Origin of the sequence: Lentzea sp. NPDC102401 (genome assembly GCF_044765805.1) — a bacterium.
Lineage (GTDB): Bacteria > Actinomycetota > Actinomycetes > Mycobacteriales > Pseudonocardiaceae > Lentzea > Lentzea sokolovensis.
Genome location: NZ_JBIWKS010000001.1, coordinates 967,162 through 990,538 on the forward strand (window position 1 = coordinate 967,162; position 23,377 = coordinate 990,538).

Here is a 23,377-nt window from a genome sequence, read left to right on the forward strand (position 1 = left end):
CCGTGCACCAACTTGACGACTCCGAGACGACCGCTCATATTGGGAGTATGCCCAGGGCAAGTGTGCGAGAGCAGATCGTCGACGCCGCGTTCGAACAGTTCCACAAGCACGGCTACAACGCGTGTGGCGTCAAGCTGATCACCGACAGCGCGGGCGTGCCCAAGGGCTCGTTCTACAACCACTTCGAGAGCAAGGAAGCGCTCGCCCTCGTCGTGATGGACCGCTACGGCCAGACACGCCACTTGGACAAGCTCCAAACTCCGAAGACCGCACCGCTCACCCGGCTGCGCGACCACTTCGACGCGCTGGCGCAGGACATCGTCGACTTCGGCTACGAACGCGGCTGCGTCTACGGCAACTTCAGCGTCGAGGCCGCGGACCACATCCCCGCGATCCGCGACGGGGTCAGGACCGCCTTCGACCTCTGGGGGAACGCGATCGCCGCCGTGATCCGCGAGGCGCAGGACGCCGGCGACGTGACGAACACCCAGAGCCCCGAGACCCTGGCCAGGTTCCTGCTCAACTCATGGGAAGGCGCCATCGTCGGCGAGCGTGCGACCAAGGACGGGTCGTCGTTCGCCGCGTTCTTCACGGCCGCCTTCGAGGTCGTCCTGCACTGAGACCCACCTCGGCATGACCGACCGTCTTGTCCCTTGACGAACTTAAGACGACCGGTCATATTGGATTCATGAGCGACATCCGACCGAGGTTCCGCACCATCGATGGCCTGTCCATCCGCTACGCCGTGAGCGCTCACAGCAAACCGGCCGCGTTGCTGCTCAGCCCGTGGCCCGAGAGCCTCTACGCCTACGACCCGACGTGGACGAGACTCGCCGAGCACGCGAGCCTGGTCGCGGTCGACCTGCCCGGCTTCGGGCACTCCGACCTGCGCGAGGACCTGTTGTCCCCCAAGGCCATGGGCGAGTTCCTCGTACGCATCGCCGACGCGTTCGACCTCGACCAGCCCCACGTCGTCGGCCCCGACATCGGCACCAGCGCCGCACTGTTCGCCGCGGCGAAGGCGCCGGAGAGGTTCCGCAGCGTCGTGATCGGCGGCGGCGGCGCGGTGTCACCGACGGAGCTGGGCACCCCGCTGCACGAGTGGGTGCACGACGAGGACCTCTCGCCGTACCGGGCACTCGGCCCCAAGGACGTCGTGAACGTCGCCATGGACGCCATCCGGGGCTACGAGCTGCCGGACGAGGTGCGGCAGGACTACCTCGCCGGCTACCAGGGCCAGCGGTTCGTCGAACAGATGGCGTACGTGCGCGCGTACCCGGCAGAGCTGCTGGAACTGAGCAAGCTCCTACCGGGTATCACCACACCCGTCCAGCTGATCAACGGCAAGCACGACACGGTGGTGCCGGTCTCCAACGCGGAGTACCTGCACGAGCGGTTGCCGAACAGCAGGCTGGACGTCGTGGACGCCGCGCACTTCGTGTGGGAGGAGAACGCGGACGAGTACGCCCGCATCGTCACGAACTGGTGGCAGCAGCACTAACCCGTGGTGCAGGCCGCGCCGTTGACGCTGAACGAGGTCGGCGGCGAACTGGGACCGGTGATGGAGCCGTTGAAACCGAACGACACCGAGCCGTCCATGACGATCAGCGCGTTGTAGTCGGCATTGGTCACGCTCACATCCGCGCCGGACTGGGCGACCGTGCCGTTCCACAGCTGCGTCACGGTCTCCCCGCCGGCGAACCGCCAGCGCACCGTCCAGCCCTGGACCAACGCGCCGCTGACGTTGCGAATGGTCACCTCACCCTGGAACGCACCGGGCCACTGGTTGGTGATCCGGTAGACCACGACGCAGGGCGCTCCGGGCGTGACGGCGGCGGTCGAAGAAGGCGGCGGGACGGTCGACGCGGGACAGTCCCGCGCCCACAGACCGAGTTTCGCTTGAGAGGCCTTGGTCTCCGCCTCGACCAGCGGGCCGCCGTCCACACCCGCGGTGCGCAGGATGCCGTACTGCACGGCCAGCAACGCGTAGTCGGTGCCGTCGGGCAGCGCCAGCGAGACCTCGCCGGGGGTGATGCTGGTCACCCGGACTTCCTTGTCCAGCAACGTCTTCGTGGCGAAGTCGAGGGCGGCCGCCGCGGCGCATGCCGGCGGTTCGGCCAGGCGCGCGATGCGGGCGCGCGTGCCGTCGGCCAACTCGACGGTGCGGCCGTCCACAACGGCACGCACCTTTGTGGACGGCTCTTTCTCCACTGCGGAAGAAGAAACGCGTGGTGCGGGGAAAGGTCTGCCGTCCTGCGGGGCCGTGCACCCGGCCACGAGCAAGGTCAACAGCACCACCAAGTGCTTCCGTGCTGTCATTGGACAAACTTATCGCCGGTGGCAGCGTGCGCAATCCACTGTTCGGAGTTGATCAACTCCGGCGTTCAGAGTCGTGGGCGGTCCAAGCCTCGCGGGCCGACGCCCGGTGTGCGAGCGTGGAGAGGCCACAGTTGCGCGGATGGTTCCCTGCCGTTCATCGGCTCGTGGTGATCAACAGCCAGGATCAGGACGTTCCCTCGTTCCCTGCCGATGGAGGTCTGAAGTGCAAACCCTGCAACCGCACCGGACACGTCGTCTCTTCGCCGCTCTCGCCATCGTCGCGTCCGTGCTCGGTGTGACCACGGCCGTCGCACCCGCCGCCGGCGCCGCGGTCTACAACTCCTGCACGCAGTCGCGCTGTTCCGCGGCCGTCTCGGCCAACAAGACGTGGCAGCAGAAGGGCTACCCGAGCACGCGCGGGTGGGTCAGCAACTGGTCGGGCAGCCAGTGCAACTACGCCGGTGGCGTCCACCAGAACCGCGAGGGCCAGCTGCCCGCGGGCCACTACTACCTGGAGTTCGACGTCTACCCGCGTGCCTGCGGCGCGTCCCGGGACGCGTACCGGATCATCGTCGACCGCACCGCCGGCGCGGTCTACTTCTCCCCGGACCACTACGCGAACTTCTACCGTCTCTGAAGCCTCACCGGGCGCTGCGGTCGATCCACGACCGCAGCGCCCACCAGGTGTGCAGCGTGGTCAGCACGTGTGAACGTCCCGCGGCAGGGTTCTCGCCGAGGTCGGCCAGGGTCAGCTCCACCAGCCGGTCGAGCCGGTACCGCACGGTGTTCGCGTGGACGTGCAACGCCGACGCCGTCGCGCTGAGCCGGCCGCCGTTGTCCAGGTAGCACAACGCCGTCACGACCATCTCGTGGTGGAACGTGCTCTTCGGATCCAGCCGGCCGAGCAGCGAGTCGGCGAGCGTGTCCGCCAGCGCCGGGACCGCTGCGAGAGCGGTCTCACCAGCGAGATCGGTCAGCAGCCGCACACCCGGAGAAGCTCCTGCGGCCGCCAGCGCCTGCGCGCACAGGGAGTACGTGCCCCGCAACGACCTCAGCGCGGTCGCCGGTGACACCACGAGCAGGTCGTCCGACCACGACGGCGGCACGGGCGTCAGCCCGGCGAGCCGGCCCTCGACCAGCCCGTACACGCCGCCGAACGTGTGCAGCCGCTGTTCCAGCGTCCGCGCGTGACTCGGGTCGGTCACCCCGGACACCACGCAGTGGTAGCGGCCATCGGGACGCAGACCGGTGCGAGCGAGTTCGGACGCGTCCGGGAACTCACCGGAGACCAGCAGCCGCCGCAGCACCTGGGCGTTCAGATCGCGGGCCGTGCGGGACAGCTGCAGTTCTGCGGTGTGATAGCCGCTGATGATGTGCCGCTCGACCGCGCCGACGTAGTGGTCCAGGTCGATCATGAAGTCGAGGATCGTGCCGTCGGCGACGCCCAGCGACCGCGCGAGTTCGACGCTCGCCCTGATCAGCTCGGTGCGCCCGGCGTGCACGCCGCGCAGCAGCCCCGCCATCGACACGCCCTGAGCGGCGCGGTCGGCCCCCAGCGACAACGCGGCGGAGAAGTCGCCGTCGTCGGGCGAGCCACCGCGTTCGAGGTGCGAGATCCCTTCGGCGAGCAGGAAGGCGATGTGCCTGCGGTTCTCCTCCGCTGGCAGCCTGGCGACCTCCGGCGAGTTGCCCCGAGCGGCGTCGACGACGCGTTCGACCACCTTCTCGTCGGCGGCGACGGCTTCGAGCACCCGGCGGACCATCGCGGACATACCCGGCACAGCACCTCCCGAACACCACGTTGTATGACGGCCACAACACAGCCGTCGCCGTTTGGTGACGGGCCCCTATCCCCCGCTCTCCGGTTACTGGTTAGTTGCTTAACGCGAGAGTAATTCGCGTTGGCGCCACCCTTCAACGTGGAAGGCCCTGGGATGCCGGACCGGAACATCAACCGCCGCAACCTGCTTGCCGAGGCGGCGCCGCGAGTCGACGCGGACGTGATCGTCATCGGGCACGGCCTGTACGCGGCGGGCGAGGTCGCCGGCTTCGGTGGCGGCGGCGTGCACGGCTACCGCGCGCTGGAAGGCACGTTCCTCGGCGGCTGCCTGTTCCCCGGACGCGCGGCAGGCCGTGCGGCAGCAGCGGAAAGCGCCTAACGCCCCAAGATCACGGGGTCTGCGGTCTCCCCTGTTGACCGCAGGCCCCGCACCACCTCCAGGACGCGCTCCAGCGAGCTGTCCGGAGTCTCGACGGCCGAGTCGAGCACCAGGTGGTCGTCCTCCCACGGCTCCCACAGGCCACGCATGCGCTGGACGTGCTGCCACGGAACCGTTGCGTGCCAACCAGGAATCCCCCGGTCGCGGCCTTCGAGCCGCTCCCGATGCAGGACTTCGTCCGAACAGACGCACTCGACGCCGACGAACACGCCCCCAAGCCGTTCGACGAGCTCACGCCACTGGTCACGCTCCTCGCGGGTGTGCCCGGTGGCGTCCACGATCACGTCGATCCCCAGCTGGACGTGCCGGGCCACGGAGGCGCGGAGCTGCAGATCGCCCACCTCGTAAGCGTTCTCCTCGGTGACCGCGCGACCCAGCACCAGCGCCCCCATCACCCAGTCCACGGAGAAGATCGGCGTGCGCAGGCGACGGGCCAACAACTCCGCGAGTGTGCTCTTGCCCGCCCCGGGAATCCCCGCGACCAGCACGACCACGGGCCTCTCGGCCGTCGGTGCCAGTTCCAGATAGAGATCCGTCATCGTTCTACCTAAACATCGATGTGCGCCCTCATGATCACTGTTCGCTCTCGGGGCAATCCGAAGTGCTCGGCCGCGTCGGCCGTGATGCAGGACGTCGCCACAGGCCACCCGCGAAGCCGAAGCCGAGCCGCCCTCACCCCACCGCCAACGCAAGCTGGCCGCCCGCAAGCCAGGGAGCGCGAGCGGCATCCTTTGACATACCCATACCCCCCTAGGGTATAAATGGCGGCAGAGCCCACCGCTCCCCCGGCATGACCATCCGGCCGCGCGGTGGCCGGAGAAGGAGCGAGACATGCCCGGCTACGCCAACACGAAGGCCTCCCACCTGCGCCGCCTCCGCCGAATCGAGGGCCAGGTCCGCGGCTTGCAGCGGATGATCGAAACCGACGAGTACTGCATCGACGTGCTCACCCAGATCTCCGCGGCCACCAAGGCGTTGCAGGCGGTCTCACTGGGGCTGCTCGACGAGCACCTCAAGCACTGCGTGAGCCAGGCCATCACCGAGGGCGGCACCACGGCGGACGCGAAGATCGCGGAAGCCAGTGACGCCATCGCCCGCCTGGTCCGCTCCTGAACCGCGAGGAGAAGACCCATGAGCGAGTCAGTCCACACCGTCACCGGCATGACCTGCGGCCACTGCGCGAGCAGTGTGACCGAGGAACTCACCAGGATCGACGGCGTGCAGAACGTGGCAGTCGACCTGCCCACCGGCAAGGTCACGATCACCAGCACCACCCCGGTCTCCCTGGACGACGTGCGCACCGCCGTCGCCGAGGCCGGCTACGAACTGGCGGGCTGACCGATGAAGACCGGATACAAGGTCGCTCTCTACGGCACCGCACTAGCCGTGATCTTCGGCGGAACCTGGGCAGCGGGCGCGGCGACCGGCCCACCCGAAACACCGCCGGCGCACGCTGAAGAAGCCTCGCACGGCGGCACCCACGACGAGACGCAGTCCAAGCTCCCACCTGGACTGTCCGTGTCGGACAACGGCTACACGTTACGACTGGACGAGAACAGGTCGCTGGCCTTCCAGATCGAAGGCCCGGACGGGCTCCCGATCACGAAGTTCGCCGTAGAACACGAAAAACGCCTGCACCTGATCATCGTCCGCCGCGACGGCTCGAACTTCCAGCACGTCCACCCGGACATGGCCCCGGACGGCACGTGGTCGATACCTCTGACCCTCACGCAGGCAGGCAGCTACCGGGTGTTCGCCGACTTCAAGCCGGAGGACGGCCCCAAGACCACACTGGGCGCGGACATCCAGGTAGCGGGCGACTACCGCCCCCAGAACCACATCAACAGCAGCACGTTCACCGTGGACGGCTACGAGGTGTCCCTGACCGGAGAACTCAACGCGGGCAAGGCGTCGACCGTCACCATGGAGATCACCAAGAACGGCACGAAGGTGACAGACCTCCAGAACTACCTGGGCGCCAAGGGCCACCTGGTCGCGCTGCGGGCATCCGATCTGGCCTACCTGCACGTGCACCCCGAACAAGGCGACCAGGTGAAGTTCGCGGTCGAGGTGCCGACAGCCGGAAAGTACCGGCTGTTCCTGGACTTCCAGCACGACGACGTGGTCCGCACGGCGGAGTTCACGCTCACCACCCACGGGGAGGGCGGTCATGGCCACTGACACCATCGAACTCTCGATCGGCGGCATGACCTGCGCTTCCTGCGCGGCGCGGATCGAGCGCAAGCTCAACAAGCTGGACGGCGTCGAGGCATCGGTCAACTACGCGACCGAGAAGGCGCGTGTCAGCTACGCGGGCGACCTCACGCCCGCCGACCTGGTGAAGGTCGTCGAGGACACCGGCTACACCGCCGAACTCCCAGCCGCGCCGACTCAAAAGTCCGAGGACGACCCGACGAAGACGCTGCGGCAACGGCTGATCACGTCCGCCTTGCTGTCGATTCCGGTGATCGCGCTGGCGATGGTCCCGGCGCTGCAGTTCACGTACTGGCAGTGGTTGTCGCTGGCTCTCGCCGGACCGGTCGTCACCTACGCCGCGTGGCCGTTCCACAAGGCGGCGTGGACGAACCTCAAGCACGGCGCCGCCACGATGGACACGCTGATCTCGATCGGCGTGGGCTCGGCGTTCCTGTGGTCGCTCTACGCGCTGTTCCTGGGCACCGCGGGCACTCCCGGCATGACGCACGGGTTCACGTTCACCATCGAACGGATGGCCGGGACCGGCAACATCTACCTCGAGGTCGCGGCGGGCGTCACGACGTTCATCCTGGCCGGGCGGTACTTCGAGGCGCGGTCCAAGCGGCGCGCGGGCGCGGCGTTGACGGCGTTGCTCGAACTCGGCGCCAAGGACGTCGCGATCATCAGGAACGAACGCGAAGTCCGCATCCCGACCAGCGAACTCGAGGTCGGCGACCGGTTCGTCGTCCGGCCTGGCGAGAAGATCGCCACCGACGGCGTCGTCGAGGAAGGCAGCTCCGCGGTCGACGCGAGCATGCTCACCGGCGAGTCGGTGCCGGTCGAGGTGCGGCCCGGCGACGCGGTGGCGGGCGCGACGGTCAACGCGGGCGGGCGGCTCGTCGTGCGGGCAACGCGGATCGGGTCGGACACGCAGCTCGCACAGATGGCGAGGCTGGTCGAGGAGGCGCAGAACGGCAAGGCCGAGGTGCAGCGCCTCGCGGACCGGATCTCCGCCGTGTTCGTGCCGATCGTGATCGCACTCGCCGTGGGCACGCTGGGCTTCTGGCTCGGCACGGGTGGCGGTGCGGGGGCGGCGTTCACGGCGGCGGTGACGGTGCTGATCATCGCCTGCCCGTGCGCACTGGGCCTGGCCACGCCGACCGCGTTGCTCGTCGGCACCGGGCGGGGAGCCCAGCTCGGCATCCTGATCAAGGGGCCGGAGGTGCTGGAGTCCACCCGCCGGGTCGACACCGTGGTGCTCGACAAGACCGGCACCGTGACGACCGGGCAGATGAGCCTGGTGAGCGTTCACACCGCGGAAGGCGAGGACGAGGACGAGGTCCTGAAGCTCGCCGGGGCGCTGGAGAACGCGTCCGAACACCCGATCGCCAGGGCCGTCGCCCAGGCAGCGGGAGACGTGCCGCCCGTCGAGGACTTCCAGAACGTCGAAGGCCTTGGCGTGCAAGGGGTGGTGAACGCTCACGCGGTTCTCGTCGGCCGGGAACGCCTGCTGAACGACTGGAGCGTCAAGCTCGACGCACGCCTGACCGAGGCCAAGGAAGCCGCTGAACGGCAGGGGCGCACGGCGGTCCTGGTCGCGTGGGACGGCAAGGCCCGCGGCGTGCTGGTGGTCGCGGACACGGTGAAGCCCACGTCGAAGGAGGCCGTCGAGGGCCTCCGCAGGCTCGGGCTGCGTCCGGTGCTGCTGACCGGCGACAACAGGGCGGCGGCGGAAGCCGTGGCCGCCGAGGTCGGCATCGACGAGGTCATCGCGGAGGTGCTGCCGGCCGACAAGGCCGACGTCGTGAAGCGCCTGCAGGGCGAGGGGCGCGTCGTGGCGATGGTCGGCGACGGCGTGAACGACGCCGCCGCGCTCGCCCAGGCCGACCTGGGCCTCGCGATGGGCACCGGCACGGACGTCGCGATCGAGGCCAGCGATCTCACGCTGGTGCGCGGCGACCTGCGGGCCGCCGTGGACGCGATCAGGCTGGCACGGCGCACGCTCACAACGATCAAGGGCAACCTGTTCTGGGCGTTCGCGTACAACGTCGCCGCGCTGCCGTTGGCGGCGCTGGGCCTGCTCAACCCGATGATCGCGGGTGCGGCGATGGCGTTCTCGTCGGTGTTCGTGGTGAGCAACAGCCTGCGGTTGCGCGGCTTCCGCTGACAGGACCCACACGGGCGGTTCCGTAGCCTCGGTACATCAGCCTCCGAAGAACAGGAGTCAGGTGTGCCGAGGTTCGCCCTGGTCGCGGCGTTGCTCGTAACGCTGACGGCGTGCACCTCGACGCCGCCCGCGACCACTCCCGCGCCCGCGTCCAGCAGCAGCGCCCCACCACCGGCCGAGCAGGTCTACGTGTCGATCGGCGACTCCTACGCGACCGGCTTCGGGCCGAGCGGCACGAGCGAGAGCTTCGCCCAGATCGTCGCGAAGCAGTCCGGCCTCAAGCTGATCAACCTGGCCTGCAACGGCGCCACGTCGGCCGATCTCGCCTCGAAGCCCGCCTGCGGGGCCGACGCCGGTGGCAGGACCCAGCTCGACGCCGCGGTGGAGGCGTTGCGCGGCAAGAAGGCGGGCCTGGTCACGGTGGTGATCGGTGGCAACGACCTGGCGCCGTGCGCGCTGTCGCAGGAACCGCTGGAGTGCGCGACCAGGACGGTCGCCGACATCCAGACCAACGTCGCCGGCACGCTCACCGAGCTGCGCGAGGCCGCGCCGGACGTGAAGATCGTCGGACTGACCTACCCGGACGTGTTCCTCGGCGCGTGGGTGAACCCGTCGTTCCCCAACGGCAAGAACCTCGCCCGGTTGTCGGTCACGATGTTCCAGGACTTCAACACCAAGATCGCGGCCCAGTACGGCAGGTTCGGCGCCGAGTTCGCGGACGTCACGAACTCCACCGGCGGCTACGGCGCGCTGACCGAGCTGACCCAGGACCCGAAGTACGGCCAGATCCCCGCCTCCGTGGCCAAGGTGTGCGCGCTCACCTACTTCTGCGACCGCACCGACGTGCACCCGACGCCCGCCGGTCATCAGGCGATCGCGGAGGCCGTCACCACCGCGGGTCGTTGATCACGACGGCCTCACGGAAGATCTCGTACCCTCGGCACGTCGGTTCGCACAGGGACGAGGAGCAGGTGTGCAGAGGTTCTCGCTGGTCCTGACCTCTGCGTTGACGCTGCTGGTGGCCTCGTGTTCCACGAGCGCACCTTCCGCGACCAGCACCTTTCCGGCCGGGCAACGGCTGTACGTGTCGCTCGGCGACTCCTACGCCACCGGGCTCGGGCCGAACGGCACCGGCGAGAGCTTCGCCCAGATCGTCGCCAGGCAGTCCGGTCTCGGGCTGGTCAGCGTCGCCTGCAACGGCGCCACCTCCGCCGACCTGCTCTCCTCGCAGGCGTGCGACCCGGAGGCAGGCGACCGGACCCAGGTCGACGTCACCGTCGACACGCTGCGCACCGGCCAGGTCGACCTGGTCACGATGGTGATCGGCAGCAACGACCTGCTGGAACCGTGCGCGGTGGCCCAGGACCCGGCCGAGTGCGCGACCTCGGCGATCACCGACACCAGGATCAACATCGCCACCGCGCTGACCAGGTTCCGCGACGTGGCGCCGGACGTGCGGATCGTCGGTCTGGGCTACCCGGACGTGTTCCTCGGCGCGTGGGTGAACCCCGCGCTCCCGAACGGCGAGGACCTCGCGCGCACGTCGGTCACGTTGTACGAGGACTTCAACAGCGAGATCGCGGCGGAGTACGCGAAGTTCGGCGCGAAGTTCATCGACGTCACCGGCACGACCGGCGGCTACGGGGCGCTGACCGAGCTGACCGAGGACCCGAAGTACGGCCAGATCCCGGTCTCGGTCGCCGAGGTGTGCACGCTCACCTACATCTGCGAGGACACGGACGTGCACCCGACGCCGGCAGGCCATCAGGCGATCGCGGACGCCATCACCGCCGCGGGCCGCTGAACGCGAACCGGAGCACCACCGGCCGCGTATTACCCGAAAGACTCTGTTGATCAGCGTCCGCGCCTGACAAGCTCTCGAACCGTTGCCGCACCGAGGAAGTGTTCGATGACCGTGCTCCCGCACACCACAGACGTCCTGCACCGGCTCAGCGACGCCGTTGACGGTTTCCTGCGCAGTGAGAGGGAGTTCAACCTCACCGACCCGTCGACGCACATGCTGGTCGGAGGCCGGTTGCGCACGCTCGGCGCGCAGATCGGCGCCGGCGTGGCCGCGGGCATCCCGGACGAGGACATCGCCGCCATCGTCCAGCCCGCGCGGTCGGCGTGTTCACGCTCACCCTTCATGCGCGACGAGAACGAGTGGGCACGCGGCTACCCCAGCGACTTCAAGCTGGTGGAGCACGTGATGGCACAGGCCAACGAGGCCGCGCCGGGCACGCTCGGCTGGCACGTCGAGACGAACCTGCAGAACTCGGCGATCACCCAGCAGCAGCGCAACCGGGTGATGCACCAGGCCCGGCTGATCAGCGACACCCTCACCGCACCGCGCAACGGCCCTCGTTCGATCCTGGTGATCGCCTCCGGTGCCGCGCCCGACCTGAGGCTCATCCCGCCCGGCATCGTGCGGCCCGGCGACAGGTTCGTGCTCACCGACGTCGACCCGGACGCGCTGGAACTGGCCGAGAAGCGACTCGGGCCGCTCAACGACGTCACGACCTCGGTCTCCGGCAACGTGTTCCGCGCGCTCCCGAAACTCGCCGAGCTCGGCCCGTTCGACCTCGTGCTCGTCAACGGCCTGTACGACTACCTCAACGACCGCGCGGCCGTCCGGCTGACCGAGGCCGTGCTGACCAGGCTCTGCCGTCCCGGTGGCACGTTCTACTTCTCCAGCATCACCTCCGGGAACCCGTTCCGGTGGTCGCTGGAGTACCTGATGGACTGGTCGGTGATCGAACGCGACGAGCCCGCCGTGCGCGCGTTGCTGCCGGGCTACGACGTGTCGGTCGGTCACGACCCGACCGGACTGGCGCTGCTCACGCACGTCCGCACGAGGCGGGGCTGACGGCCCGGCCGCAGCTCAGCGCAGACCGTGCGCGATCCGGGTCACGAAGGCCGCAAGCCGGTCCGGCGTGAACTTCTCCGGGTCGGTGAGCACCAGGCGGCCCGACATCTCGGCCAGGGCGAGCATCGCGTGGCCGAGCAGGGCCGAGTCCAGGTCGTCCAGGCGGCCCAGTTCCTTGAGGCCCAGCGCGGCCAGGTCCTCGATCTGGGCCAGCACGCCCGCTCGCACCAGCTCCACCTGAGCGCGGAACTCGTGGGGAGTGCCCTCGGGCGGGAGGAGCACGAGGCGCCAGCGGTCGGGGGCCTCCACGACCGCGTTCACGAAGGCTCGGACGGCGTCGGCGAAGGCGTCGTCCGGTGAGCGCGTGGCGAAGTCGGTGGGCAGGGCGGCGATGACCTGTTCGGTCGCGCGGCCCGCCTCGCGGTCGAGCAGGGCGCTGATGAGTTCGCCCCTGTTCGCGAACAGGTCGTACAGCACGGGCTTGGTGACCTGGGCTTCTTTGGCGACCGACTCCATCGTCACGGTGTCGAAGCCCGCCGGGATGAGGCTCAGCGCGGCGTCCAGCAGCTGCTCGCGGCGCTGCTCGGGCGGCAGGCGGCGGGCGTACTTGCGACGCGTTGTGCTCACGGGACCATATTGCTACGGTGGCGTAGCTTTCACAAAGCTACGCTGGCGTAGTAATTGGCGGAGGTACTGCGATGGAGCCGGACAACCTCGTTCTGCAGCCGCGTGACGTGCAGTTCGACTGGTCGACGCTGCCGATGCACTGGGTCCCGGACGAGCCGGTGACCACGCACGTCATGAACGTCCTGCACCTGTTGCTGCCCGAGGGCGAGCGGTGGTTCGTGCGGACGTTCCAGCAGGCGGTGCCGCTGATCACCGACGACACGTTGCGCGAGGACGTGCTCGGGTTCATCGGGCAGGAGGCCATGCACGCCGAGGCGCACAGCGAGGTCCTCGACCACCTGCTGGCCAACGGGCTGGATCCCCGGCCGTTCACGCGGCAGATGGAGCACGTGTTCCAGCGGATCCTCGCGCCCACACCGGGACTGAGCGAGGAGCGGGCGCGGGACCAGCTGCTCGAACGGGTCGCGATCGTCGCCGCCGTCGAACACTTCACCGCCTACCTGGGCGACTGGATGCTGAACGCCGACGCGCTCGACAAGGCCGGCATCCACCCGGTGATGCTGGACCTGTTGCGCTGGCACGCGGCCGAGGAGGTCGAGCACCGCAGCGTCGCGTACGACCTGATGTGTCACCTCGACCGCCGATATGTGCGGCGTGCGCGCACGATGTTGCTCGTCGCGCCGGTGCTGTTCTGGCTGTGGGTGCGCGGGGCGCGGTTCATGGTGCGCGCGGACAAGACCACGAGGGTGCGGCTGACCTGGCGCGAGTCCATGCGGGCCGGGCGGCGCGGGTTGCTGCCGAAGCTGTCGGAGATCTTCCGGGCGTTCCTGCGGTACTTCCACCCCGCCTACCACCCGAAGCAGGAAGGCTCGACGACGCAGGCGATCGCGTACCTCGCCTCCTCCCCTGCCGCCCGTGAGGCGCACTGATGCGCCGCGACTCGACCGGCGCCGCCCACTCCACGCCGCGCGGAGAGGCGGTTCGATGCTGAACGGTCTCACTCGGTTCGGCACCCTTTACGACGCCGCGGTCACCCGGTTCGGTGGCCGGGCCCGGCCCGGCATCGCACGGGATGCGTTGTGGCTCAACGTTGTCGAACGCTCACAGGTAGCGGACGGGGTGGTGAGCCTCCGGTTCGGAGGGACCGCGCTGCCCGCCTGGCAGCCGGGGTGCCACCTCGACCTGCACCTGCCGTCCGGACTGCGCCGCCAGTACTCGCTGTGCGGCGATCCCGGCGAGAGCACCTACCGAATCGCGGTGCGCGAGGTCGGCGCCGGTTCGCGCGAGGTGCAGGCTCTGCGGGTGGGCGACCGGATCCAGGTGCGCGGGCCGCGCAACGCCTTCCCGTTCGCCGGGCTCGGGCCCGTCGTGTTCGTGGCGGGCGGCATCGGGATCACCGCGATCCTGCCGATGGTGCACGCGGCCGCACGGGCAGGTCTCGACTGGCGGCTCGTGTACTGCGGGCGGTCGATGGCGGCGATGCCGTTCCTGGACGAGTTGCCCGTCGGCCGCGTCGACGTGCGGATCGGCCGGGGCGAGGCGCTGCTCGGCGACGCATCTCCTCGTGGCGCGGTGTACTGCTGCGGGCCGGCGTCGATGCTCGAACAGGTGCGGGCCGAGTTCTCGTCGCGCTGGCTGCACTTCGAACGCTTCAGCCCGCCGCCGGTCGTCGACGGACGGCCGTTCACGGTCGAACTGGGCCGCAGCGGGGTGTCCCTCGACGTGCCGGCCGACCGTTCGGCGCTGGACGTGATCAGGGACTTCCGGCCGTCGGTCGCCTACTCGTGCCGGCAGGGGTTCTGCGGCACGTGCGACGTCGGCGGTGTGCGGATCTGCGTGGACAGGCCATCCGGTGACCGGCTGATCTTGGAGGAACTGTGAAGGTGCGTTCCGGGGAAGTCGAACTCGCCGTGCAGGTGCGCGGCACGTCCGGCCCGACCGTGGTCCTGGTGCACGGGTATCCGGACACGCACGAGGTCTGGGACCGCGTGGCCGTGTTGCTGGAGAAGGACTTCCGCGTCGTGACCTACGACGTGCGGGGTGCCGGCGAGTCGACGCCGCCGTCCACTGAGGACGGTTACCGGCTCGAGCGGCTGGCCGCCGACCTGTTCGCGGTGATCGACGCGGTCAGCCCCGACGAACCGGTCCACCTCGTCGGCCACGACTGGGGCTCGATCCAGTCCTGGGAGGCCGTGACCACGCCCGGCGCGCGGATCGCCACGTTCACCTCGATCTCCGGGCCGTGCCTCGACCACATGGGGCACTGGTCGCGGAAGGGCCTGTCGATCGCTCACATCAGGCAGTTCCTGCGGTCCTGGTACATCGGCGCGTTCCAGTTGCCGGTGCTCGCGCCGTTGTTCTGGCGGCTGTACCTCGGACCGCGCTGGGGCGGCGTGCTGCAACGGCTGGAGGGCGTGAAGGTCAAGCCCGCGCGCACGATCACCTCGGACGCGGTGCGCGGGATCTCGTTGTACCGGGCCAACATCCGGCAGGTCATGCGCGCGCCGCGGCAACGTCTCGCTTCCATGCCGGTACAGGTGATCCAGCCGACTCGTGACCGGTACATCCGCACCGAACCACTGGACCTCGAACGCTGGGTGCCGTCGCTGACGCGCCGGAAGATCGCCGCAGGACACTGGGCGCCCCTGAGCCACCCGGCACCGCTCGCCCGGATGATCAGCGAGTTCGTCACCGACTCCACTCCCCCGCGCGAGCTCGTCGTGATCACGGGCGGTGGCAGCGGCATCGGCAGGGCGACGGCGGTGGCGTTCGCCAGGACCGGCGCGAAGGTCGTGGTGTCCGATGTGGACTTCACCGCCGCCGAGGAGACCGCCGGCATGATCGACGGCCACGCCTACGAGGTCGACGTGCGCTCCGAGCAGGCGGTACGGGCCTGGGCGCGGCAGGTCGCGGACGAGCACGGCGTGCCCGATGTGGTCGTGAACAACGCCGGCATCGGCCACTCCGGGTCGTTCCTGTCGACCTCGACCGAGCAGTGGCAACGGGTGCTGGACGTCAACCTGTGGGGTGTCGTGCACGGCTGCCGGGTGTTCGGTGAGCTGATGGTGGAACGCGGTGAGGGCGGCCACATCGTGAACCTGTCCTCGGCGGCGGCCTATCTGCCGTCGAAGATCCTCTCCGCGTACGCCACCAGCAAGGCGGCGGTGTTCATGCTCTCGGACTGCCTGCGGGCCGAGCTGGCGCCGCACGCCATCGGCGTCAGCGCCATCTGCCCTGGGGTCGTGAACACGAACATCACCGCGACCACGACGTTCTCCGGCGTCAGCTCCGAGGAGGAACGCCGCAAGCAGGACCGTGCGTCCCGGATCTACGCCCGGCGCGGCTTCGGTCCGGAGGGCGTGGCCACCCAGATCGTGCGTGCCGTGCGGCGCAACAAGCCCGTCGTGCCGGTGACGGCCGAGGCCAGGGCGGCCCGGCTCGCCAGCCGGGTCGCACCGGGCCTGTTGCGCACGTTCGCCAAGCTAGACGTCGGCTAGTTCGCCACCGAACGCGGCGGCGAGCCGGAGCCAGGGCGCGGCCTCCTCAGGCCGGCCCTGCCGCTCCAGGGTGCGTCCGAGGAGCAGGTGGGCGTAGTGCTCGACCGGGTCGCGGTCCACGATCACGCGGAGCTGTGCCTCGGCCTTGCCGAGCTGTGCCGAGTGGTAGTAGGCGCGGGAGAGCAGCAGGTGCAGGTCCGTCTGGAACGGCACCTCGCCGACGACCTCCGCCAGCAGCTGCGCGGCCTTGATGTAGTCGCGGGACTCGAACAGCAGCTGCGCGCGCTCCCACTTGTCAGCGGGAGTCTCGACGTAATCGGCGTCGAACAGGTGCCTCACGGTCGCCCAGCGATCTGCGGCCACCTCACCGTTGGGCTGGTAGCTGTTGAAGCCGGTGCTGTCGTGCACCGAGAACTCGTTGTTCATCGATCCTCCCTTCCGGCGCGTACAACGCCTTCCGGGAGCAGGTATTCCCCACCGGCCCAGGACCGGCCGACGCGCACCGCGGGATCACTGTTGCGGATCGAGCGAAAGCGCGCGGAAAGCGTGGTTCCGCCAGATCATCCGCGAGACCTCTTCCGGGTAGGCGGTCACCTCGTCCTCCACTCCGAACACTCGCGTGAGCCGGTTCGTTGTGTCGTAGGCCGGCCAGGGATCGCCGTGGATCGCGAACCCGCTCCACGCCGTCCGCATCCGCGCCGACACCTCCTCGGTCTCCGCCGTGACGTCGCCCAGGATCGCGGCGGTCCCCCCGACGCCGAGGTTGCCGAACACCAGCGGCACGTCCAGCCCGTGGCACGCCCCGAACCGGTCGGCCGGCGCCCACGTCACCTCGAAGACGTGCGCGCGACCGCCACCCGCGACCTGGGCCTCCGCGAGGTGCAGCGACGGCATGCGGAACACCCAGTCCGAGCACACCACCTCGAACAGCTCCTCCGGCGGCAGATCCGGATACGTCAGGCCGGGCGCGAACACCTCCAACGCCCACGCGGCCTGTTCCGCGGTCACCTGGCCGAGCATTCCTTCCAACGCGGTGAGCAGTCGTTGCTCGTCCCGCGTGTGCCCGGCGATCAGCTCGACATCGCGCCCCGCACCCGCCTCCAACGCCTCCCACGGCGTCATCGGCAGGACCTCGCCGTCCACCACGGCCGCGAACGGGATCTTCTTGTGCGCGGCCTGCCCCCACCGGGCGAACTGGCCGATCTTGGCCATGACCTCGTCGCCCGCGACCGTCAGCAGCTCCGGCTCCACAGTGGACAGATCGGCCACGGTGGGGCGCAACCCGAGTTCGGCGGCGCACGCGACGGCGATGTCCGCGGCCAGATCCGGCGCGAAGAACGCCACCGGCACGCTGCTCGCGATCGCGCGGTGGAACAGGCCCTTGGCTCGCGGCATGGCGAGCAACGCCGCCACCGAACCCCCGCCCGCCGACTCGCCGAAGATCGTCACGCGGGCCGGATCACCGCCGAACGCGCGGATGTTCGCGCTCACCCACTCCAGCGCCGCGACCTGATCCAGCAGACCGCGGTTCGCCGGAGCCCCCTCGATGAGCGCGAAACCCTCGATGCCGACGCGGTAGTTGAACGTCACCACGACGACACCGTCCGACGCCAGCCGCGTGCCGTCGTACTCGGGCAGCCCGGACATGCCGATCATGTAGGCGCCACCCTGGATCCACACCATCACCGGCAGGTCCCCTGCCAGGTCGGGCGACCAGACGTTCACGGTCAGCCAGTCGTCGCCGGCGACCCCGGCACCGTCCCTGCCGAACACCCCGGCCTGCGGTGGCGGCGGCCCGAACGCCAGTGCCTCCCGCACGCCGTCCCACGCCACCACAGGCTGCGGTGCGGCGAACCGCGCCGCACCGACCGGTGGCGCGGCGAACGGGATGCCGCGGAACACCGCCATTCCCGCCTCGGAAGCGCCCCGAACCGTTCCACCGCTGACTCGAACCTCGACCATGGCCGAATCGTCGGCGCACCGCTCCCGAAATAGCCAGGCATTTACCGCTGAGCGGTTCAGGCCGTGACGACGACCTTCGCCCGCGCGTGCTCCGACTCGACGTGCCGGATCGCGTCCGGCGCGTCGGTCAGCGGGTAGGTCCGCTCGATCACCGGCACCAGCTGCCCCGACTCGGCCAGTTCCCGCAACGCGGCCAGGTTCTCCTTGCTGGGCTTGGCCTCCAGCACCACGAGCCGCTGCCGCGAGAACGACGCGAGCAGCCTGCCCTGGATGATCAGCCGGTACGGGCCGAACAACGCCCCTCCGCTGAAGCTGCCACCACCGGACAGCACCAGCGTGCCGTCCGGGGTGAGCAACGCCCGCAACTCCCCCATCGACCTGTTCCCCACCAGGTCGAAGACGACGTCGTAGTGCTGCCCGGTGCGGGTGAAGTCCGTGGTCCTGTAGTCGATGACGTGGTCGGCCCCGACCGAACGCACCTGCTCGACGTTGCGCGTGCTGCACACTGCGGTCACCGTCGCCTTGCGTGCCTTGGCGATCTGCACCGCCATCAGCCCGACCCCGCCGGACGCGCCGTTGATCAGCACCTTCTGCCCCGCCCGCAGATCGCGCAACCCCATCCACGCGGTGTTGCCCGCCAGCGGCAGCGTCGCCGTCTGCTCGAAGCTGAGGTTGGACGGCTTGTGCTCCACCAGGTTCGCGGGCACCCGGACGTACTCGGCGAAAGACCCCTCGACCTCGCCGAACACCTCGTCCCCGACCTGCACCATGCCGCCCACCCCAGGACCGACCTCCTCGACCACGCCCGCGAAGTCCATCCCCCTGATCCGCGTCTTCGGGCCCTTGAACCCGAGGAACAGCCGGGCGAAGTACGGGTCACCGCGCATGATGTGCCAGTCGGCGGCGTTCACCGACGACGCCCGCACCCGCACCAGCACCTCGCCGGCCGCGGGCACGGGCCGTTCGACCTCCTGCAGCTCCAACACGTCCGCGGACCCGTATCTGTCCTGCACGATCGCCTTCATCGCGGCCTCCCTGCCTTGCGAAGGAAGGTAAGCGGCGGCGACGTCCCCGCACATCAGGGACGACCCCTAGGGCGGCCACCCGATGTCGTCCGACGTCATCTTGCGGGCGAACTCCTCGGCGTCGGCGATGTCCTTCGCGTACTTGGCCATGCGTTCGGCGCGGAAGTCCTCCGTGGGCGGATCCGGATCCTGGTCCTCGTCCGGGAGGTACTCGAAGGGTTTGACGTGCGTGAGGAACGCGGCGAGTTCGGCTCGGCCGGTCCTGATCAGTTCTTCGTGCCGCTCAGCGGGAAACCCGCACGAGTAGCGGGCACCGTGGTAGGCGTCGATCACCCCGAGGTACAGCGCGTCCAGGTTCGGGAACGACTCCCGCGCCACGACCTCGGCCGGCAACGGCGCGCTGTCGCGGCGGTGGTGCGCGGTCCAGACGTCCTGTTCCAGGTCGAGTTCCAGCAACCGTTGCGCCGCACGGGAACGGGCCAGGTCGGTCAGGCCGTCGTCGCCGATCACGTTGTCGTGCAGGCCCAGTTTCCACAGCTGCGGCAGCACCGGCCACCCGGCGAGCACGCGGGCGCCGTCGGAGTCGATGTTGTTGTGCGAGAACGAGATGCTCTCCAGCAGCGGGGCTTCCGGCGGCAACGACGTCAGGTCGCCGAGAGCGCAGTCGTCCAGGTTCACCGTCCGCAGGGTGCGCCATGCGAATGCGTCCGGCACGGAAGGCAAGGCGCCCAACGGGTTTGCCGACACGGTCAACGACTCCAGCGGCAGATCCAGCACCGCGGCCAACCCGGCGGCGGTCAGTCCGGTCGCGGAGAGGTTCAACGACTTCAGGCGCTTCGACTCCGCGACGACTCGTGCGCCCACGTCCCCGATCGGCTGCACGTCCGACCGGCCGTAGTGCGGTGATCCACCCGTGCCGCCGCTCAGGTCGAGGTGTTCGAGCACGGGCAGGTGTGCGGCGAACAGCGTCCGCACGCCATCCGGGCCGAGGTGGTTCCCACCGAGGTCGAGGTGCCGCAACCGCGGGTACTCCGCGGCGAACGCGCCGCCGATGCGATCGGTCGCGACGAGGTTGGTCAGCACCATCTTCTCGATGATCGTGGCGTCGACGACGTCCAGCACGCCCGCGATCGTGTCGTCGCCGACGGGCAACGCCGCGAGGGTCAGTTCGGTCAGCTGTCCGAGCACGCCGCCGGCCATGATCGCAGCCAAGCCTCGCGCGCCGAGCCCTTCGCGGCCCATGCCCATTCTGGTGCCGTGCACCGTGAGACCGCGCAGGTTCGTGAACATCGCACGAGAGAAGAACTCCTCGCACGCGACGTCGTCCGCCTCGATGACGTTGCCGAAGTACTGCGCCCACAACGGCTGCTTGCCGTCCTTGCCGCAGCGGAACCCGATCTCCAGGTGTTCCAGCGCGGAGATTCCTCCGCACTCGGCCAGATCACGTGCGTCGGCGGCGTTCTCCACGAGCACGACCGCGGACCTCAGGTCCGGTGCGAGGCCGTTGCGCAGGAGGTGGATCAGGTCGGGCGCGAGCAGGGCGGCGTGCCGCAGCCGGGTCGGCCGGTCGATGCGCAGGGGCGGAATCCTGAAGTGCCACAGGTCTTCCGACACCCGCACCGTCGTCAGCGACTCGAGCCGGGTGACCGCCTCGCTCGCCGCGAACCGGTCGATCACCTTGCCGTCGAGCTCCGACAGGCCCGCGAACTCGACCGAGCGCAGGTGTTCCCAGTGATCGGCGGTCTCGGCCAGTGCCGCCACCTGGTCGTGGTCGTACCAGGCGAGCCGCAGGCCGGTCACCGCACGCACCTCGGGACGGACCCGCGGGTCCGGCAGCGCCAGGTCGCGCATCCCGTCGCGGGCGCTGCGCAGGTCGAGCGAACGGACGAGCGGCCAGGCCGTCGTGGCGAAACCGGAGTTCAGTGCGGCGATCCAGGAGTACGGCGCCTGACGTGTCTCATCGGGCCAGGAGGCGAGCTGTTCTTCGCACCACTCCAGGAGATCCTCACCAGATCTCGTCACGGCAGCACAAAGCGTGCGGAACGCCAAGGGGCTCGGCGTTCCGCGCAGCGCTCTTGCGATTTCCTCGTTCACCCGCCCGAACCTACTGCGGCAGCTGCTCACCCGTCTGCGCTTTGACCATGTACTCGGCGTACCAGTCGGGCCAGTTCTCGTCGTACTCGCCGCCGTTGCGCTTCTCGTGCTCACCATGGGCCACCGCGGCCCTGCGCAACGCCGCGGCCAGGTCGGCGATCGACGCGTAGGACGTGTCGTCGGCGTCGACGCGGCCGGGCAGACGGGTCGTGACCTCCTGCAGGATCCACGTGTTGCCGTCCGGGTCGGCGAACTCGGCGCGCGTGAAGTAGCTGCGGCGTTCGGGGTCGGCGCCCTCGACGGGACCGTCCGGTCCGCCGTGGAACAGCGGGCCGACCTTGACGCCGGCGGCGAGCAGGGCCTCGTGCGTCTCCACGATGTCCGAGACGATCAGGAAGTGCCTGCCGGAACCGGGTTCCGCGGTCGTCGCGCCCTCACCGAAGTGGATGGAGGCGTCCGATCCGCGAGGGGTGAACTGCACGACCCACGGCGGGGTGGCGTCCAGGCGCCAGCCGAGGCGGGAGTAGAACTCCTTGGCGCGCTCGACATCGCTCACGGGGATGACGGTGACTTCGAGCAACATGTCGATCTGGTCGAGGTTCTTCACTTCGCTACTTCCTTCGCGAGATCGCGGAGAGCGTTGAGGAACGCCTCCGAAAAGGTGGGGAACGGCTGGATGACGTCGAGCAGCACGGACAGCGGGACCTTCGCGCGGATCGCGACGGTGGCCTGCTGCAGCCACTCGCCCGCTTCCGGGCCGACGGCGTGTGCGCCGGTGAGGACTTCGCCGTCGGACACGAGGGTCAGGAATCCGGGCCGTGTGGCGTAGTCACGGGTGTAGGTGGCCGTGCGCGCGACACCGGACAGGTGGGCGGTCGCGGTGTACTTTCCTTCTGCCGCACCGACTGCGGCTACCTGCGGATCGGTGAACACGACCCGTGGCACGGCGTCGTAGTTGACGCTCGCTTTCTGGCCGAGGATGTTCGCGGCGGCCACCCGGCCCTGGTACTTGCCGACGTGGGTCAGGTTCCACTGACCCGTGACGTCGCCGACCGCCCAGATGCCGTCCGCCACGTTCATCCGCTCGTCGGTGGCGAGCCCACGCGGGTCCGGTTCGATGCCCACGGTGTCGAGCCCGATGCCGTCGACGCGCGGGCGCCTGCCGGTGGCGACGAGGAGCTTGTCGCCGCGCAACCGCGTGCCGTCCGAGAGGTCGAGGACGTACTCGCCGTCCTCGAACGAGGCCTTGTCGGCGCGCACACCCAGGTGGAGCTCGACCCCGTCCGCGGTCAACGCCTCGCCCAGTGCGTGGCCGGCCGCTTCGGGTTCGCGGGACAGCACCCGGTCGGCGCCGTCGACCAGCGCGACCGAGGCGCCGAGGTGCGTGAACGCCTGGGCCAGCTCGACTCCGGTCGGGCCGCCACCGAGGATCAGCAGCCGGCGCGGGATCTCCCGGACCCCGGTGGCCTCGCGGTTCGTCCACACGTCCAGGTCGCTCAGGCCGGGGATCGGCGGGATGAACGCCGCCGAGCCGGTGGCGATCACGACGTGGTCGGCCGTGTAGGTCCGGTCGCCCACCGCGACGGTGCCGGGGCCGGCGATCTTGCCCTCACCCCGCAGCACGTCGATTCCCGCGCTCTCGGCCCACTTCTGGCCGCCCATGTCGTCGTACGACGAGACCATGAAGTCGCGGTAGGCGAGCACGGCCTTCGTGTCGATCTCGCCGGTGACCGCTTCACGGGCGCCTGGCACCTGCCGGGCCGCCGCCACGGCCTCACCGGCACGCAGCAACGTCTTCGAGGGGATGCAGGCGTAGAACGAGCACTCCCCGCCGAGCAACTCGCGCTCGACCAGCGCCACCCGCAGCCCGCCCTCGGCGACGGCGGCGGCGAAGTGCTCGCCGGGTGAGCCGCCGCCGATGACGATCACGTCGTAGTGCGAGGTCATCACACACGTCCCGGAAGGCGCGTGGTGACCTCCTGCAGCACCCAGCCGTTGCCGTCCGGGTCGCTGAACGAGGCGAACGAGCCGTAGCTGGTGCGGGCGGCGTCCGGGCCGGCGACGCGGCCGGCCGTGCCGGCGTGGTGGAAGACGCCGGTCTTGTCGTGGAAGATCTCGCTGACGTCCACGCCGCGGCCGATCAGGTCCTCGCGGGCGGCCTCGACGTCGTCCACGATCAGGTGCATGCCCTCGGCGCTGCCCGGTTCCGCGTTCGAGACGCCGGTGCCGAAGATGATCGACGCGGGCGAGCCGGTCGGGGTGAACTGGACCAGGCGGTAGCCCTCGTCGTCGGCGAACTCCGCGTCGAAGCGCCAGCCCAGCGTCCGGTAGAAGTGCACGGCCCGGTCGACGTCGCTGACCGGGATGACGGTGACCTCGAACTTGTAGTCCATCGGGTCCAACTC

General features: G+C 69.6%; 25 protein-coding genes. 14 read left to right on the plus strand and 11 right to left on the minus strand.

Annotated features, from left to right (window positions below; translation table 11 throughout):
• Positions 1–47 precede the first annotated feature (47 nt).
• A complete protein-coding gene (locus ACIRG5_RS04255) occupies positions 48–620 on the plus strand; it encodes a TetR/AcrR family transcriptional regulator (protein ID WP_402899897.1) in 573 nt (190 codons plus the stop codon).
• 68 nt (positions 621–688) lie between these two features.
• Positions 689–1,501 (plus strand): alpha/beta fold hydrolase, encoded by an 813-nt coding sequence (locus ACIRG5_RS04260; RefSeq protein WP_402899900.1) that lies wholly within the window; start codon positions 689–691, stop codon positions 1,499–1,501.
• On the opposite strand, the gene ACIRG5_RS04265 is transcribed toward ACIRG5_RS04260, so the two are convergent.
• Entirely contained in the window at positions 1,498–2,319 is an 822-nt protein-coding gene (locus ACIRG5_RS04265) for a cellulose binding domain-containing protein (protein ID WP_402899902.1), read from the minus strand. The genes ACIRG5_RS04260 and ACIRG5_RS04265 overlap by 4 nt on opposite strands.
• 223 nt (positions 2,320–2,542) lie before the next feature.
• Between ACIRG5_RS04265 and ACIRG5_RS04270 the strand changes: the two genes are divergently transcribed.
• Positions 2,543–2,956, plus strand: a complete 414-nt coding sequence (locus tag ACIRG5_RS04270) for a ribonuclease domain-containing protein (protein WP_402899905.1) — start codon at positions 2,543–2,545, stop codon at positions 2,954–2,956.
• Between the two features lie 4 nt (positions 2,957–2,960).
• On the opposite strand, the gene ACIRG5_RS04275 is transcribed toward ACIRG5_RS04270, so the two are convergent.
• Positions 2,961–4,091 carry a helix-turn-helix domain-containing protein gene (locus tag ACIRG5_RS04275; RefSeq protein ID WP_402899907.1) on the minus strand — a complete coding sequence of 377 codons (1,131 nt, stop codon included), beginning with the start codon at positions 4,089–4,091 and terminating at the stop codon, positions 2,961–2,963.
• 162 nt (positions 4,092–4,253) lie between these two features.
• Between ACIRG5_RS04275 and ACIRG5_RS04280 the strand changes: the two genes are divergently transcribed.
• Positions 4,254–4,478, plus strand: coding sequence for a hypothetical protein (locus ACIRG5_RS04280; RefSeq protein ID WP_402900917.1), 225 nt, complete (start codon positions 4,254–4,256; stop codon positions 4,476–4,478).
• Here the strand turns inward: ACIRG5_RS04280 and ACIRG5_RS04285 are convergent.
• On the minus strand, positions 4,475–5,077 hold the full coding sequence (locus ACIRG5_RS04285; protein WP_402899909.1) for an AAA family ATPase: 603 nt from the start codon (positions 5,075–5,077) through the stop codon (positions 4,475–4,477). The two genes, ACIRG5_RS04280 and ACIRG5_RS04285, sit on opposite strands and share 4 nt — an antisense overlap.
• Before the next feature lie 292 nt (positions 5,078–5,369).
• Here ACIRG5_RS04285 and ACIRG5_RS04290 point away from each other — a divergent pair, with 292 nt between their 5' ends.
• The 7 genes from ACIRG5_RS04290 to ACIRG5_RS04320 all read left to right on the plus strand — a co-directional run bounded on the left by ACIRG5_RS04290 (position 5,370) and on the right by ACIRG5_RS04320 (position 11,767).
• Positions 5,370–5,651, plus strand: coding sequence for a metal-sensitive transcriptional regulator (locus ACIRG5_RS04290; protein WP_402899911.1), 282 nt, complete (start codon positions 5,370–5,372; stop codon positions 5,649–5,651).
• A gap of 18 nt (positions 5,652–5,669) precedes the next feature.
• Complete coding sequence (locus ACIRG5_RS04295; protein WP_402899913.1) at positions 5,670–5,876, plus strand: heavy-metal-associated domain-containing protein; 207 nt, start codon at positions 5,670–5,672, stop codon at positions 5,874–5,876.
• Positions 5,877–5,879: 3 nt separating this feature from the next.
• Positions 5,880–6,719, plus strand: a complete 840-nt coding sequence (locus tag ACIRG5_RS04300) for a hypothetical protein (protein WP_402899915.1) — start codon at positions 5,880–5,882, stop codon at positions 6,717–6,719.
• Positions 6,709–8,901 (plus strand): heavy metal translocating P-type ATPase, encoded by a 2,193-nt coding sequence (locus ACIRG5_RS04305; RefSeq protein ID WP_402899917.1) that lies wholly within the window; start codon positions 6,709–6,711, stop codon positions 8,899–8,901. Before ACIRG5_RS04300 ends, ACIRG5_RS04305 begins: the two co-directional genes overlap by 11 nt.
• A 63-nt stretch (positions 8,902–8,964) precedes the next feature.
• Complete coding sequence (locus ACIRG5_RS04310) at positions 8,965–9,807, plus strand: SGNH/GDSL hydrolase family protein (RefSeq protein ID WP_402899920.1); 843 nt, start codon at positions 8,965–8,967, stop codon at positions 9,805–9,807.
• 67 nt (positions 9,808–9,874) lie between these two features.
• Positions 9,875–10,705 (plus strand): SGNH/GDSL hydrolase family protein, encoded by an 831-nt coding sequence (locus ACIRG5_RS04315; protein ID WP_402899923.1) that lies wholly within the window; start codon positions 9,875–9,877, stop codon positions 10,703–10,705.
• A gap of 105 nt (positions 10,706–10,810) precedes the next feature.
• Entirely contained in the window at positions 10,811–11,767 is a 957-nt protein-coding gene (locus ACIRG5_RS04320; RefSeq protein WP_402899925.1) for a class I SAM-dependent methyltransferase, read from the plus strand.
• Positions 11,768–11,782: 15 nt separating this feature from the next.
• On the opposite strand, the gene ACIRG5_RS04325 is transcribed toward ACIRG5_RS04320, so the two are convergent.
• A complete protein-coding gene (locus tag ACIRG5_RS04325; protein WP_402899928.1) occupies positions 11,783–12,394 on the minus strand; it encodes a TetR/AcrR family transcriptional regulator in 612 nt (203 codons plus the stop codon).
• A 71-nt stretch (positions 12,395–12,465) separates the two neighbouring features.
• On the opposite strand from ACIRG5_RS04325, the gene ACIRG5_RS04330 reads away from it, so the two are divergent.
• The 3 genes from ACIRG5_RS04330 to ACIRG5_RS04340 are packed head-to-tail and all read left to right on the plus strand — an operon-like array spanning position 12,466 to position 15,891.
• Positions 12,466–13,323 (plus strand): metal-dependent hydrolase, encoded by an 858-nt coding sequence (locus tag ACIRG5_RS04330; protein ID WP_402899931.1) that lies wholly within the window; start codon positions 12,466–12,468, stop codon positions 13,321–13,323.
• A 55-nt stretch (positions 13,324–13,378) separates the two neighbouring features.
• The gene (locus tag ACIRG5_RS04335) at positions 13,379–14,275 is read left to right on the plus strand and encodes a PDR/VanB family oxidoreductase (RefSeq protein WP_402899934.1); all 897 of its coding nucleotides are present in this window, start codon (positions 13,379–13,381) and stop codon (positions 14,273–14,275) included.
• A 2-nt stretch (positions 14,276–14,277) separates the two neighbouring features.
• Positions 14,278–15,891, plus strand: coding sequence for an SDR family oxidoreductase (locus ACIRG5_RS04340; protein ID WP_402899936.1), 1,614 nt, complete (start codon positions 14,278–14,280; stop codon positions 15,889–15,891).
• Here ACIRG5_RS04340 and ACIRG5_RS04345 read toward each other — a convergent pair.
• From ACIRG5_RS04345 to ACIRG5_RS04375, 7 genes are all read right to left on the minus strand, one after another.
• A complete protein-coding gene (locus ACIRG5_RS04345; RefSeq protein WP_402899939.1) occupies positions 15,877–16,317 on the minus strand; it encodes a tetratricopeptide repeat protein in 441 nt (146 codons plus the stop codon). The genes ACIRG5_RS04340 and ACIRG5_RS04345 overlap by 15 nt on opposite strands.
• A gap of 84 nt (positions 16,318–16,401) precedes the next feature.
• Positions 16,402–17,853, minus strand: a complete 1,452-nt coding sequence (locus ACIRG5_RS04350) for a carboxylesterase/lipase family protein (protein ID WP_402899942.1) — start codon at positions 17,851–17,853, stop codon at positions 16,402–16,404.
• A 56-nt stretch (positions 17,854–17,909) separates the two neighbouring features.
• Positions 17,910–18,878, minus strand: a complete 969-nt coding sequence (locus ACIRG5_RS04355; RefSeq protein ID WP_402899945.1) for an NAD(P)-dependent alcohol dehydrogenase — start codon at positions 18,876–18,878, stop codon at positions 17,910–17,912.
• A 66-nt stretch (positions 18,879–18,944) separates the two neighbouring features.
• On the minus strand, positions 18,945–20,972 hold the full coding sequence (locus tag ACIRG5_RS04360; protein ID WP_402899948.1) for a hypothetical protein: 2,028 nt from the start codon (positions 20,970–20,972) through the stop codon (positions 18,945–18,947).
• Positions 20,973–20,982: 10 nt separating this feature from the next.
• Positions 20,983–21,579 carry a VOC family protein gene (locus ACIRG5_RS04365; RefSeq protein WP_402899951.1) on the minus strand — a complete coding sequence of 199 codons (597 nt, stop codon included), beginning with the start codon at positions 21,577–21,579 and terminating at the stop codon, positions 20,983–20,985.
• Entirely contained in the window at positions 21,576–22,919 is a 1,344-nt protein-coding gene (locus tag ACIRG5_RS04370) for a dihydrolipoyl dehydrogenase family protein (RefSeq protein ID WP_402899954.1), read from the minus strand. The genes ACIRG5_RS04365 and ACIRG5_RS04370 overlap by 4 nt, the downstream gene beginning before the upstream one ends.
• Positions 22,919–23,365, minus strand: a complete 447-nt coding sequence (locus ACIRG5_RS04375) for a VOC family protein (protein WP_402899957.1) — start codon at positions 23,363–23,365, stop codon at positions 22,919–22,921. The genes ACIRG5_RS04370 and ACIRG5_RS04375 overlap by 1 nt, the downstream gene beginning before the upstream one ends.
• Between the last annotated feature and the right edge of the window lie 12 nt (positions 23,366–23,377).